At 68.0% G+C, this 13573-nt stretch carries 9 protein-coding genes and 3 pseudogenes; 4 read left to right on the forward strand and 8 right to left on the reverse strand.

Features of this window, described 5'->3' with window-relative positions; genetic code table 11:
- Window positions 1-110 (forward strand): annotated as a pseudogene (locus tag ACYVLT_RS27430) (IS5/IS1182 family transposase); the annotation flags it as partial.
- Entirely contained in the window at window positions 107-262 is a 156-nt protein-coding gene (locus ACYVLT_RS27435) for a hypothetical protein (RefSeq protein ID WP_461123100.1), read from the forward strand. The pseudogene ACYVLT_RS27430 and the gene ACYVLT_RS27435, both read left to right, overlap by 4 nt.
- A 214-nt stretch (window positions 263-476) precedes the next feature.
- Here ACYVLT_RS27435 and ACYVLT_RS27440 read toward each other — a convergent pair whose 3' ends face one another.
- On the reverse strand, window positions 477-833 hold the full coding sequence (locus ACYVLT_RS27440; protein ID WP_461123101.1) for a hypothetical protein: 357 nt from the start codon (window positions 831-833) through the stop codon (window positions 477-479).
- On the opposite strand from ACYVLT_RS27440, the gene ACYVLT_RS27445 reads away from it, so the two are divergent.
- Window positions 827-1135, forward strand: a complete 309-nt coding sequence (locus ACYVLT_RS27445) for a transposase (protein ID WP_461123102.1) — start codon at window positions 827-829, stop codon at window positions 1133-1135. The two genes, ACYVLT_RS27440 and ACYVLT_RS27445, sit on opposite strands and share 7 nt — an antisense overlap.
- A gap of 496 nt (window positions 1136-1631) precedes the next feature.
- On the opposite strand, the gene ACYVLT_RS27450 is transcribed toward ACYVLT_RS27445, so the two are convergent.
- From ACYVLT_RS27450 to ACYVLT_RS27480, 7 genes and pseudogenes are all read right to left on the reverse strand, one after another.
- Complete coding sequence (locus ACYVLT_RS27450; RefSeq protein WP_461123103.1) at window positions 1632-3140, reverse strand: non-reducing end alpha-L-arabinofuranosidase family hydrolase; 1509 nt, start codon at window positions 3138-3140, stop codon at window positions 1632-1634.
- A 562-nt stretch (window positions 3141-3702) separates the two neighbouring features.
- On the reverse strand, window positions 3703-4044 hold the full coding sequence (locus ACYVLT_RS27455) for a hypothetical protein (RefSeq protein WP_461123152.1): 342 nt from the start codon (window positions 4042-4044) through the stop codon (window positions 3703-3705).
- Window positions 4045-4370: 326 nt separating this feature from the next.
- Entirely contained in the window at window positions 4371-5585 is a 1215-nt protein-coding gene (locus tag ACYVLT_RS27460) for an RICIN domain-containing protein (RefSeq protein ID WP_461123104.1), read from the reverse strand.
- Window positions 5586-5638: 53 nt separating this feature from the next.
- Window positions 5639-6811: pseudogene (locus ACYVLT_RS27465) on the reverse strand (glycoside hydrolase 43 family protein); the annotation flags it as partial.
- Between the two features lie 231 nt (window positions 6812-7042).
- On the reverse strand, window positions 7043-8812 hold the full coding sequence (locus tag ACYVLT_RS27470; RefSeq protein WP_461123105.1) for a family 43 glycosylhydrolase: 1770 nt from the start codon (window positions 8810-8812) through the stop codon (window positions 7043-7045).
- Window positions 8813-8944: 132 nt separating this feature from the next.
- Complete coding sequence (locus ACYVLT_RS27475) at window positions 8945-10453, reverse strand: non-reducing end alpha-L-arabinofuranosidase family hydrolase (protein WP_461123106.1); 1509 nt, start codon at window positions 10451-10453, stop codon at window positions 8945-8947.
- A gap of 341 nt (window positions 10454-10794) precedes the next feature.
- A complete protein-coding gene (locus ACYVLT_RS27480) occupies window positions 10795-12615 on the reverse strand; it encodes an alpha-galactosidase (RefSeq protein WP_461123107.1) in 1821 nt (606 codons plus the stop codon).
- Between the two features lie 167 nt (window positions 12616-12782).
- On the opposite strand from ACYVLT_RS27480, the pseudogene ACYVLT_RS27485 reads away from it, so the two are divergent.
- A pseudogene (locus ACYVLT_RS27485) lies at window positions 12783-13002 on the forward strand (sigma factor); the annotation flags it as partial.
- Window positions 13003-13573: the final 571 nt, after the last annotated feature.

Below are 13573 nucleotides of genomic sequence, written 5' to 3' on the forward strand. Positions count from 1 at the left end.
AGACCTGGAAAGTCCTGGCCAAGCTCCGCTGCTGCCCACGCCGAGCCACCGCGATCATCGCAGCCATCCTCGTCCTGCACCACATCGACACCCGTCGTCAACCACGATGAAAAAGGTTCAGTGGTTCTGGCGGGCCACGATGCCCGGCGTCGCCACCGACCACTACGGCGCGGTGGAGGACCTGGGCCGCAACCGCGTGAACCTGAACGAGGTGATCACGCACTGGCTGGACATGCTGAAGGTCGCCGGTTCCACCCGCTGACACACCCGCCGATGCCCGCGAACACGAAACGGAGACAGAGGCCGCCCGGATCACGCGGTGCAGGCGGACGGCGCCGGGCTGAGCGCCTGCCTGGCACCTCGCCTTCGGCACTCGGCGTAAAAGCCGGGAGGGAACGAACCGGCGGCGCTCCCAGCAGGTGGCGGATGACGATGCGGAGCCTGCCCGAGTGCCGTGGTCGAGCGTGGAGATCGTGTCACCGCACGACCCCGAGACGCGGTTCAGCCACAAACCCGGCAAGGTCGAATGGGCCGGATACAGGGACCATCAGACCGAGACCTGCGACGAGGAGCGACCGAACCTCATCGTGCATGTGGTCACCACACCGGCTCCGGAGCAGGACATCGGCGTCGTTGGCGGCATCCATGCCGCGTTGGCCGAACAGCAACTGGTGCCGGCCGAGCACTTTGTGGACAGCGGCCATGTCACACCCGAGACTGTTCACCACGCGGCGACCGATCACGGAATCACCATCGTCGGGGCGGTCCGTCAGAATCCCCACGCCGAGGAACGACCGGGCTTCGCCGAGGAGGACTTCCGCATCGATTGGCAAGCCGAGACTGTTGTGCCCTACGCGCCGGCGCCACCGTCTCGGAAGCCGTGCGCGCCCAGGGACTACGCCACTGCCGATACCGCGGCCTCGCGAAGACTCACGTCCAACACGTCCTCACCGCAGCCGGCACCAACCGGATCGACGTCGACGGCCGCGAAGGCCTCTGCAGCAACTCTTCCGCACTCCGACCGCCGACTGACTCCCAAGATCACCAACAGCATCCGAAATGTGGGCCAGAACCAGAACCAGTTTTCACGCGTCGTCGACAGGTGGTCGAGCCGTCCTCGTCGTGCCCCGTGTAGAGATACACCCGACCATCGTGCACCAGCGGCACAGGGTCGGCGGTGTACATGTGCCGCACGATCGGGTTGTCCGCTCTGGCCACGGCGGGCAGGAGTGCCGGCGCGCACAGGACGGCGACGAGTAGAGCACCTGCGCGTCGCGGTGTCGCCGAGGACGGCAGCGTTGATCTCATGAGGAACGCAACAATGCATTTATCCCAGTCATTGCGTCACCGAACTGGCCTGGCCCTCATGTCCTGGCCGCAGCCCGCGATCCGGCTCACCTGACCGCATCGAACGACATTCGACTGCAGTAGCTCGGTTCAGCGAGGAAGTGAGCGCCCACATCGGCGAAACGGCGAACGGGACCTGGCGGGCGGGCTCGGCCTTGTGCCGAGCCCGCCCGCTCAAGTTCCACCCGTTCCTGATCGCTCGCTGTGACGCTCACCCGGTTCGGCGTACGTCGTCGCCCGCGAACGTCGGGAACGCCGGAGTCGGACCTGTGTCACGCCACCGGCTAGCGCTGCAGGGTCAGCACGCCCGGCCGGTACGGCAGGAGGCCGTAGTCCATGTTGTCGGTGCTGGGGTCGCGCCCCTGGTAGAGGAACTGCAGGTTGCAGGGGTCGATGGTCTTGGTCTGGTCGGGGTTGGTGCGCACCAGATCGCCGTGGCTGATGTCCCTGGTCCAGGTCGCGCCGCTGTTGGCACTGCCGGCGAAGGGGCTGGTCACGGTCTCGGCCTGCGGCTGCGGTGTCCACGTGCCGTCGAGGCTGGTGGCCGTGAACGAGCGGAAGTAGCGACCATACCCCGTGTAATTCTGGGCCTCGACAATCATGAGGTACTGGTTCTGGCCCTGGACCTTGTAGACCTCGACCGCCTCGAACAGGTTGAGCGCCGTGTCGCTCATGATCTTCGTGACCGAACCGAAGGTGCCCGGGAAGTTGCCGATGGGCATGCTGGCGCGCCAGATGCCGCCCTCGTCGTCAGCGAAGAACATGTACATGTTCGTGTCGTCACCGATGAGGGTCACGTCGAGGGGGCCTCCCTCGGTCACCCCGGGGAGGGTGCCCGTCCACAACTCCTGCAGCGCGGACCAGCCGTTGGGGTTGGTGGGGTCGCTCGAGGTGCGGTAGCCGAAGCTGTATGGCCAAGACCCGTTGTAGGCGAGCACCCAGAGGTTCTTCGGGGCGAAGTAGAACAGCGTCGGCGCGATGCCGTCGAAGGGAATCGTGTTCTGGGTGGCGGTGGCCATGTCGGACCAGTTCGTGAAGGGGCTGAAGGTCGTCAATCCCCAGCGCCCATCTTGACCGGCGAGGGTGTTGTGCGTCGTGGCATAGACGATGTGCTTGCCGTTGTGGACGACGTTGGTGAAGTCCTTGAGCGAGGCCCACCCCGCCTTCGGGTTCGCCAGCGGGCCGGTCGACGTCCAGCGGTACGTCGACGGAAGAGCGCAGGTGCTGCCCCCGCCGACCCGGACGAGCTGCCACTGCTGGTTGGTGCCGCCCCAGTCGCTGTACTGCACGACGCCGGCGCCGTCGTTGGTCGCCGCGTTCTGGACCTCGGCGACCTTGCCGCTGTTGCGGTTGACCAGCCGGACGTAGCCGCCGTCGGAGTCGGCCAACCGGAACTGCTGGTTGGCGCCGTTGCCGTCGGTCCACTGGTGGATGGCGGCACCGTCGGCCGTCGACCAGCTGGACACGTCGATCACCTTGCCGGAGTGCCGCGCCTTGATCCGGTAGTAGCCGCCGCCGGAGTCCACGAACTGGAACTGCTGGTTGGTCCCGTCGTGCCGGGCCCACTGCGTGACCGCGGCACCGTCGGCGCTGCTCACACCCGCCACGTCCAACGCCTTGCCGCTGTTGCGGTTCACCAGCACGTACCACGCGGTGGTGTCCACCGTGGCGGCCGACGCCGGCGTCGTGACCACCGAGAGCAACCCGCCCACGAACGCCACCGCCGCCGCAGCAGCCAACCCCGACCGCCACCGACGACGCCACCTCACGGAACGCGCAAACCCAACCGACATAGCATCTTCCTTCCATCATTGGGATCGCCGACATGAGGCGGGCGCATCGGCGCCGACGACACCCACGCACGGCCACTGGCCGGCGATTTGTTAGCGTTAACATCGCCGCGACGAGCCGTGCGGAAATATGTAGGAGTAAGGGTGATGACTGACCAATCAGCGGTGCGACTGAGCGCACCACGTGGACTGTGAACGATAACATCGGCTCCGTCAAGATGTAACGGGAAGGTTTTCGCGGGAAGTCCCGTATCAGGCGCCGGCCCCTCGCCGGGCCTCGGCGGCCGTCAAGCTGACCTCAGCCTTTCGCCAACCGTTGTCCAAGGCCGCGATCCGCTGGCCCGGATCTTTCGTGTGGGTGACGGCCTGGCTTGAGTCCGTGGTCGGTGGCTGGTTCTGGCTGGTCAGAGCGATCGTGGTAGGTCGTGCAGGCGCTGGTGGCCGTCATGATCAGCTCGGCCCAGGGCGCGCGGGCGGCCAGTCGGAGGTCGACGCGTCGGGCGTGTGGCCTTGGCGGCGCGGATGCCGTCCTCGGCGCGGGCCCGGCGGCGGTGGCCCCGGCGACCTATCCCCCGTCACGCGCGGTGCCCTCGTCGTCGTAGGCCGGAGTCCACGCGGCGGTGGGGATCAGGGCGAGGCGTTTGACGGTGTTGTCGGGCAGGGTGAAGCCCAGCGAACAGCCCAGTCTCCTCGCCTGCAGCCAGTTCACGAATTGGGTGCCTCCGGCGGCGTCGGCGCGAATGAGCACCTTGCGTCCGACGCGTCCGCCCTTGGCGGTGAACGGCAAGTGCCGCAACGCCTCCCGCGTCGTGGTGATGTGGTCGGCGGCGGTGTCCGACCCGGCGTTGCCCGTCCGCAACAGCAACGCCAACGGTTCACCGGTGCCCGCGTGCCGTGGTCCACGCACGATTCGAAGCGTTCGACTTCGAGTGCGCTTACGGCTTCAACGGCACTGACGGCGTCGAGGAGCGGCTCACCACGATCCTGGGCGGCGGCATCGGCCGCCTCGCCCGGGATCAATCCGTGCGAGCTCCGCCGCCACCTCGTCGACGGCGCCCTCCGGTTCCCCGGAGCGGTCTGGCTCGTCACCACCGCCAATCCCGCCTGAGCCCGAACGCGGACACCGGGAGCTCATCGACGCTCCCGGCGTCCGTTCATTGCGTCAGCCGTATCGGCAGGTGCTGCCGCCTTCGTTGAGCGTTCCGGCTCCTTGCTGCTGCGGTCGGGAGTCGATCAGGGTGTGGTGAGGGAGAACCGGTTGACGGTGACGGCCCCGCCGAGGGTGGCGGTGGCGTGGTTGAAGATCGCGAACCGGTGGCCCATGAAGAAGTTCGGGCGGTCGCCGAGTGTGAACGCGGGTCCGAGCGGCGTGAAGGTCGTGCCGTCGGTGCTGTAGGAGAAGGTCGCCTGGCGTCCGGGGCCGGGTCGGATGTCGGCGGTGACGCGCAGCCAGACCCGGCTGCCGCCGCTGCCGCCGTCGACCCGGGCGAGTTGCCACTGCTGGTTGGTGCCGCCCCAGTCGCTGTACTGCACGACGCCGGCGCCGTCGTTGGTCGCCGCGTTCTGGACCTCGACGGCCTTGTTGCTGTTGCGGTTGACCAGGCGCACGTAGCCGCCGTCGGAGTCTGCCAACCGGAACTGCTGGTTCGTGCCGTTGTGGTCCGCCCACTGGTGGATGGCGGCACCGTCGGCCGTCGACCAGCTGGACACGTCGAGAACCTTGCCGGAGTGCCGCGCGCGCAGCTTGTAGTAGCCGCCGTCGGCGTCCACGAACTGGAACTGCTGGTTGTTGGCGTTCGTGCGGGTCCACTGGTGGAGCTGGGCTCCGTCGGCGGTGGACACGCCGCTGACGTCCAGGGCCTTGCCACTGTTGCGGTTCACCAGCACGTACCAGGCGGCGGGGTCGACCTTGGCGGACAGTTCCGCACTCGCGCGTTCGGTGCCGGTACCGACGGTGTTGAAGCCCGAGTCCATGGTGTGGCCGTCGGTCATGGAGATCCGGGTGACGCCGTTGTCGCGGCGCAGGCCGATCCAGGCCGAGGAGTCGCGGAGGATCGCCAGACCGGCTCGGTCGCCGTTCGCCATCCGGGCCGGGTCGAGTTCGATGGTGGCCGTGGAAGAAGGACCTTGGATGCGGTGGGTGAGGGTGTTGCGGGCCCGGTAGAGGTCGTTCGTGACGGTGGCGGTCTGGAGCCTGAGGCCGTTCCCGGTGGACCACTTCGTGTCGTCGGGGTTGTGGTTCCATTCCCACTTCGCGGCCAGGGTCGCGGTGGTGAACGTGTCGGCGCCGGTGAGCGGCGGAACCGGGTGCGGGGTGAGGTTCGGGAACGGGTAGCTGCTCCCCCAGGTGCCGTTGACGGTGGTGACCTTCGGCCAGCCGTCCGAGGTCCAGGTGATCGGGGCGAGGGCGGGCACGCGGCCGCCGGGGTAGGCGTCCACGAAGCCCATGTAGTACCAGTCGCCGTTCGGAGTCTAGACGAGCCCGCCCTGGTGCGGGATGCCGCCGCCGGGGATCGGGCCCGGCATGTCGAGCAGCACCTCCCGGATTTCGTAGGGCCCCAAGGCGACGAGGACTTGAGGATGTACTGGCCGTTCGGGGGCTTGGTGAGGAACATGTAGTAGCTGCCGTTGATCTTGTAGAACCGGGCGCCCTCCATGCCGCCGATGTCCGACGGACTGGAGAAGACCTTCTGGTTGCGGACCTCGGTCTTGCCGTCGGCCGAGAGCTGCGCGACGTAGAGCTCGGTGTTGCCGTAGGCGACGTACATGGTGTCGTCGGTGTCGACGAGCATGCCTGCGTCGTAGTAGGAGCGGGGGAACTCGGCGTGGCGGGTCCAGGGTCCGGCGGGGTTGGTGGCGGTGTACATGAACGAGCGGTGGAAGTCGATCTGGCCGAGCCAGTAGAAGCGGTTCTCGCCGGCGCGGTGGGTGAGCGAGGAGGCCCAGATGCCGACGATGTAGCGGTGGCCGCCGTTGAGGTCGTACCAGTCGGAGAAGTCGAGCCTCGGCACGGAGTGGCCGATGAACTCCCAGTTCACGAGGTCCCGGGAATGCAGGACGGGCGCTCCGGGCGAGTAGTGCATCGTGGACGCGGTCATGTAGAAGTCCGCGCCGACGCGGATGATCTCGAGGTCGGCGAAGTCCTGCCAGATGACGGGGTTCGCGTAAGTCGACTCCTGGGCCTCGGCTTGGGTGAACGGGTCGAGGGCGGTAGCGGCGGCGACCCCGGCGAGCACGCCGGCTCCGCCGATGAGCATCCGCCTGCGGCTCATGGGGAATTCGAGCCAGGGCATGGTGGTTCCTCTCGTCAGTCGAGGGTCGGCGCGGTCCGTGCCGGCGCGGGCGTCGCGGTGCCGATGACGGCGGCCGCGCCCGCCGCGGCGGCGAGGCTGAAGACGGCGCGTCGTGTCAGGGACAGGGACAGGGGAGTTCCTCTCGTAGGGCGGGACCGGACCGGGCGGTCGCGGACCGGCGGGTGCGCCGCCTCGGTTCGGTCCCGGGTCGGTCAGTCGACGGAGGCCACCGCGATGTCGGCGAGGACGGCGTCCGCGAGGACGGTGTCCGCGCTGCAGGTGGCGCCCACGGGGCTCCTGACGATGGACCTGCGCCAACGCCGGTCCCACCTGCCGCCATTGCACGACCACCGCCGTAGTCGGGCCTCGCCCGGCACCCATCGCGAAGCCTGCCGACCGGTCCGTGGGCGGCAGTCGCCATGCCCGTGCGGCTCGATCGGCATCGGCACAAGTACCGGAGGGCAAGCGCGATGAACCAGGAACCGCCTGCAACTGATCTGACCCTGCTGTAACTGCTGCTCGTCCAGTGGCGCTATCGGCTACCCCGGCCGGCAAAGGCCCACCACGGGGTCGGGCGCCGGATTGCCGGCCCGGGCCCGACCCCGTGGTGGTTCAGCTCTTGCCGGTCAGGCGCCAGACCTGGTTCTTCTTGGTGGCCAGGGCACTGGCGGAGTCGCAGGTCCACTGGTGGACCAGTGCTCCGACGGCGGTGGAGATCCCGCTGACGTCCACGCACTTGCCGCTGTGCACCGCGACGAGCTGGTAGTCGTTGGCGGCGACCTGCCGCAGCGTGAACTGCTGGTTCGTGCCGCCGTGGCAGGTCCACTGGTGGACCGCCTCACCGTCGGCGGTGGAGACGCCGCGGATGTCGAGGCACTTGCCACTGGAGCGGTTCACCAGGGAGTAGGTGTCCGCCACCCCTTGCACCGGGCGGAAGTCGAACCGCTGTTCCTCACCGGCGCCGCAGGTGTACTGCCGGTACTGAGTGCCGTCGGCGGTGCTCTGGTTGGGGTCGTCCAGGCAGTACCCGCTGTGCTGGGCGACGGCGGTTGACGAGAAGGTGGACTGGCCGGTGGTGAACTGCCACCAGTTCATGTTGAACAGGTACCCGCTGCCACCGACGAAGCGCAGGTACAGATCGCGGGTCCCGGTCGCACCGGTGACAGGGCACGAGACCGTGCTCCAGGTCTGCCAGCCTCCGGTGCCCGACACGGTGCATGTCCCGACCGTTGGCCCGGTAGGACTGTCCAGGTGCAGCTCAACTCGGCCGCCGCTGGTGCTTGAGGCCACCCTGGTGGCGAACGAGCCGGCACCGGTGCCGAATGCCACGCCCTTGACCTTGATGTAATCGCCGTTCTCAATCCAGCTGACGTTCATCCCGCCCTCGCTGGAGGGCTCGGTTTCGATGCCGCTGCCCCACGCGATGGTCTCGGCCTCCTGGCGGACGTACGGGTTGAGCGTGTCCACCTGGGGCGTGCCGGAGGTGGTCATGTTCATGGTCGGGATCGTGCCGTCGGCGTTGTAGGTGAACTTCTCCACCGCCACGGACCGGGTGAAACCGCCGCCGCCGGGCAGGGCGCCGTTGTGGTAGAAGAAGTACGAACCGCCCTTGAAGTCGATGATCCCGGCGTGGTTGGTGAAGCTGGAGCCCTGCGTAGGCATGATCGTGCCGCGGTAGGTCCACGGCCCGGTCGGGCTCGGCGCGGTGGAGTAGGCGATGAACTCCCCGCAGCACTTGGCGGCGAAGACGTTGTAGTACAGGCCGTTGCGCTTGTAGACCCACGGCCCTTCCTCGTACAGCGTCGGCCGGTTCGTGTCGCCGGTCCGCTCGCCGAACCCGGCGGTGGTGAGCGGGATCTGGGTGGGGCTGCCCGAGAACGAGGTCATGTCGGCGTTGAGGCGCACGTACCACAGGTTGGGGTTGCCCCAGTACAGGTAGGCTTGGCCGTCGTCGTCGATGAAGACCGTCGGGTCGATCTCGCTGTTCTCCACCAGTGGCCGGCCGATGGCGTCGCGGAAGGGGCCGGTGGGGCTGTCCGCCACCGCCACGCCGATGGCGAATTGGCCGGTCGCCCGGACCGACACCGGCACGTACCAGTAGAACTTGCCGCCCCGTTCGACGGCCTGGCCCGCCCACGCGTTGGCGCCCGCCCAGCTGAAGGTGTTCAGGCTGAGCGGTGAGCCGTGGTCGGTCCAGTTGACCATGTCGTCGGAGGACCACACCCGCCAGTCCTTCATCACGAAGGAGGTGGAGCCGTCCTCGTCGTGCCCGGTGTAGAGGTAGACCCGCCCGTTGTGCACCAATGGGGCAGGGTCGGCGGTGTAGACGTGCTGCACGATCGGGTTGTCCGCCCGGGCCGCGGCCGGAAGAAATGCCGTCATGCACAGAAGGCTCAGCGTCAAGGCGAGCAAGCGTTTCGACGACCGCTGAAGTGTGAATCTCACTGCTTGAGTCCCTCATTCGGTTGGCATGTGCAGGGTGGCATCCGGCGGGGACCGCCAGAAGCCGGACCTCTAGCGCTGCAGGGTCAGCACGCCCGGCCGGTACGGCAGGAGGCCGTACTCCATGCCCTCGGAGCGCGGGTCGCGTCCCTGGTAGAGGAACTGGAGGTTGCAGGGGTCGATGGTCTTGGTCTGGTCGGGGTTGGTGCGCACCAGATCGCCGTGGCTGATGTCGTTGGTCCAGGTGGCGCCGCTGTTGACCTTGCCGGCGAAGGGGCTGGTCACGGTGTTGGCCTGCGGCTGCGGTGTCCACGTGCCGTCGAGGCTGGTGGCCGTGAACGCGCGGAAGTAGCGGCCATACCCGGTGTAGTTCTGGGCCTCGACGATCATGAGGTACTGGTTCTGGTCCTTGACCTTGTAGACCTCGACCGCCTCGAACAGGTTCTCCGGCGTGTCGCTCATGATCTTCGTGTACGACGAGCCGAAGCTGCTCGGGAAGTTGCCGAGGGGCATGCTGGCACGGTAGATGCCGCCGCGGTCGTCGGCGAAGAACAGGTACATGTTCTTGTCATCGGCGATGAGGGTCTGGTCGATGGGGGCCGCAGGGTCGGGGAGGGTGCCCGTGAACAGCGTCTGCTGCGGGCCCCAGCCGTTGGGGTTGGTGGGGTCGCTAGAGGTGCGGTACGAGAAGGAGTCCGGCCAACCCCACTGGTAGGCGAGCACCCAGATGTTCTTCGGGGCGAAGTAGAGCAGCGTCGGCGCGATGGCACCGAAGGACATTCGGTTCTGGGTGGCCGACGCCATGTCGGACCAGTTCGTGAAGGGGCTGAAGACCGTCGATTCCCAGCGCCCCCGGTCACCGGTGAGGCCGTTGTGCGTCGTGGCATAGACGAGGTTCTGGCCGTTGTGCTTCACGGCGGTGAAGTCCTTGAGCGAGACCCACCCCGCGCTCGGGGTCGCCAGCGGGCCGGTCGACGTCCAGCGGTACGACGACGGCAGTGTGCATGCGCCGCTGCCCCCGTCGACGCGGACGAGTTGCCACTGCTGGTTGCTGCCGCCCCAGTCGCTGTACTGCACGACGTTGCCGCCGTCGTTGGTCGCCGCGCTCTGGACCTCGACCGCCTTGTTGCTGTTGCGGTTGATCAACCGGACGTAGCCGCTGTCGGAGTCGGCCAGCCGGAACTGCTGGTTGACGCCGCCGTGATCGGTCCACTGGTGGATGGCGGCACCGTCGGCCGTCGACCAGCTGGACACGTCCAGCACCTTGCCCGAGAGCCGCGACTTGATCCGGTAGTAGCCGCCGCCGGAGTCCACGAACTGGAACTGCTGGTTGTCGGCGTTCGTGCGGGTCCACTGGACGAGGTTGCCGCCGTCGGCGGTGGAGAAGTTGTAGACGTCGAGGGCCTTGCCGCTGTTGCGGTTCACCAGCACGTACCACGCCGTGGTGTCCACCGTCGCGGCCGACGCCGCCGTCGTGACCACCGAGAGCAACCCGCCCACGAACGCCACCGCCGCAGCAGCAGCGAACCCCGACCGCAACCGACGACGCCACCTCACGGAACGCGCAAACCCAACCGACATAGCATCTTCCTTCCATCATTGGGGACCGTCGACATGAGGCGGGCCGCATCCGCGCGGGCCCCGACGACACCCGCGCACGGACGACGGCCCAGGTAAAGTGTTAGCGCTAACATCTTCCGGGACGGCGATCTAGGCGCGAATGTGGAGGTATACAAGCGATAGGTCAGCCGACCCGGCGGTGCAACTGAACGTTCCCCTGCGGTCGAACTGTTTGCAGTGATCGCCACCGCCGACCTCCCCGCGAGTCCCCGTTCGCGTACCCCGAGTTGCAAGTTCAGAGCGCAACTCGGGGTCCGCGAACGTGGAACTCAGAGGTCACGAAAGGGCGACTCGCGGGGGTTCTAGGCGTTACGGCGCTGCCACTGCTGGTTGGCGCCGGTGCCGCAGGTCCATTGGACCAGGCGTGCGCCGTCGGCGGTCGACGCCTCGAACACGTCCAGGCACTTGCCGCTGTGCTGGGCCACCAGCCGCACGTAGCCGCTGCCCGCGTCCTGCACGCGCCAGCGCTGGTTGGTCTGACCGTTGCACGACCACTGCGCCACGCGTACCCCGTCAGCCGTCGCGCCCGTGCCGCCGTAGACGTCGAGACACAGTCCACTATGGACGCTCACGATGTTGAACGTGCCGTCGCCGAGGTCGCGGAACCGCCAGCGCTGGTTGGCCTGACCGTTCGCACCCCACTGCACGATGTCGCCGCCGTCCGCGGTCGACTCGTCGTACACGTCGACGAGCTTGCCGCTGTGCCGCGCGGTCAGTGTCTGCTCGGCGGTCACCGGAACGGTGCTCTGCGGCGCCAGCCGGTACAGACCGGAGCCGTGCGCGGGCAACGACCGCGTGAGCGTGCCGCTCGCCGTCCCCAGGCCGGCGCCCGACCACAGGTCGGTCACGGTGGCGGACCCGATGCCGAGGTCGGAGAGCGTGACGGACACGTTCGCGGTGGAACCGCCACGGTTGAACAGCGCCACGTACCTGTCCGCCGAGCCGGGCACGTCCGCCGTCCACACCTCCTGCGTGCCGCCGTAGAGCCGCCGGTTGTTGGTGCTGCGCTGGTCCACGGCCAGCACGGCGGAGTTCGTCATGAGCGCCAGCTCGGACGCCCGGTTCTGGGTCAGGTCACCACCCCACATCAGCGGCGACTTGGTGATCGACCACAACGTCATCAGCGTGTGCTGCTCGTCCGGCGTCAGGTTGGAGTACCGCGGCTCGCCGACCGGTCCGGCCTGGGACAGCCGCCCGATCGGGATCATGTCCGGGTCGGGCCACGCGCCCGGCGCCCGGTGGGGCGTCCACGCGTGCAGCCGCTCGAACAGGGCGTCGACCGATCCCCAGTTGTCCCACAGGTCGTTGACGATCCGCCACATGTTGGCGTTGTTCGCGACGTGCGTGCCGTTGTCGGTCGACGTCGGGCCAGGCGAGAGGCTGAGCACCATCGGGCGGCCGCTGCGCTGGATCGCCAGCTTGTAGCCCTCGATCTCGGCCTGCCGGTAGGTGGGCGCGGCGATGTCGTCGACCTTGACGTAGTCGACGCCCCACGCGGCGAGCTGTTTGAACTGGGAGTCCAGGTAGGCCTGGGCGCACGGGTTGGCCATGTCCAGGCCCCAGTTGAGGTTCAACCAGGCCGCGGTGGTGTTGTTCTCGATCTCGTTGGCCCGGCAGTTCGTGCCCGACACCGGCAGGTTGTCCGCGACGACCTGGCGCGGGATGCCGCGCATCAGGTGCACGCCGAACTTCAGGCCGGCCGTGTGGATGTAGTCGGCCAGCGGCTTGAACCCGTTGGTGCCCGCCGCGGAGGGGAACCGGGTGGTGTCGGGCAGCAGCAGGCCGTTGGCGTCGGTGCGCAGCCTGGGCTGGAAGTTGGCGTCCTGGTTCGGGCTCCCCGTGTGCCGGCCCGGGTAGTACCAGGCCCAGTCGATGACGATGTACTGCCAGCCGTGCTGCTTGAGGTTGTCGCGCATGTAGTCGGCGTTGGCCTTGACCTGCGCCTCGGTGACGTTCCAGTTGAACGAGTCGTAGCTGTTCCAGCCCAGCGGCGGAGTCGTGGCGACCCCGTTGTCCCAGGCCACGGCGGGCTGCTCGGACCCGGTCGTCAGGGTGGCCGCCATCAGGGTCGCCGCAGCGAGCACCAGACCCGACCGCCGCGCTGTCGTTCGGACTCCACGCACACTGGTCTCCACTCGTCGTCGAGCGATGTGATCGATAACATGAGACGGCGCGCCAGAGTGTGCTCGGCATGTGTGACCACTGTCAAGAAGGAAAGTGAGCGTTAACACAGCAGCGGCGCGCGGCGCAATGGTCCGGCCGGTCGACCGGTGGGGTCGGCGCCGATGACGTGGAAGCCGGGATCATGGCGCTCTGGCCACACCTTCGGCGGGTCACGTCTGCAACCCTCGCGGGACCGCCTGGTGCTGCACTACGCGCCGCTGGTGAAGTACGTCGCCGGTCGGGTGGGCACCGGCCTGCCCGCGCACGTGGACGTGGATGCGGCGGATCTGATCCAGTCCGGCATCTTCGGCCTGGTCGACGCGATCGAGAAGTTCGAGCCCGAGCGCTGCGGCCCGCCGTCCACCAACCGACACCCGTACGGCGGCCGACCACCCAGATACCGGCCAAGCGGGCCTGCGCCTTCATCGCCGCCAACGCCCGATTCCGCGCCCGGATCACCTCACGCAGCGAGTGCGCACCCAACTCCCGCATGTACCCGCTGATCCGGATCACCCAGATCCACCGGCTCGCCCACCTCCGGTATCCAGAACTGGGTCACGGTGCCGCTACAACAGCGGCGCCAACTCGTCGAACTGCCGCCCGCAGAACGCCCGCTCGTACTCCCCCACCACGATCGCGTCGAACCCACGATCCGGATCCCCGACAGCCGCCAACAACCGGGCCACGTCCGGACGATTGCACCACCGACGCCGCCGCGACGCCCCCTCGTCGAGCCGACTCCCCTCCCTCTGGACATAGAGGGGAGCCATGAGAGTGCGTTGGCGGCGTTACCGGGGTTGTGGCGACGGCTCTCCTGAGGCATCGGTGGTCAGTCGCGGGTCGGTTTCCGCGTTGCCCAGCCGCGAGCCGTGCGCCGGCTCCAAGCAGACGTGCCGGCAGCTCCTCCGGGCTCGCCGA

Source organism: Saccharothrix stipae (genome assembly GCF_054781895.1).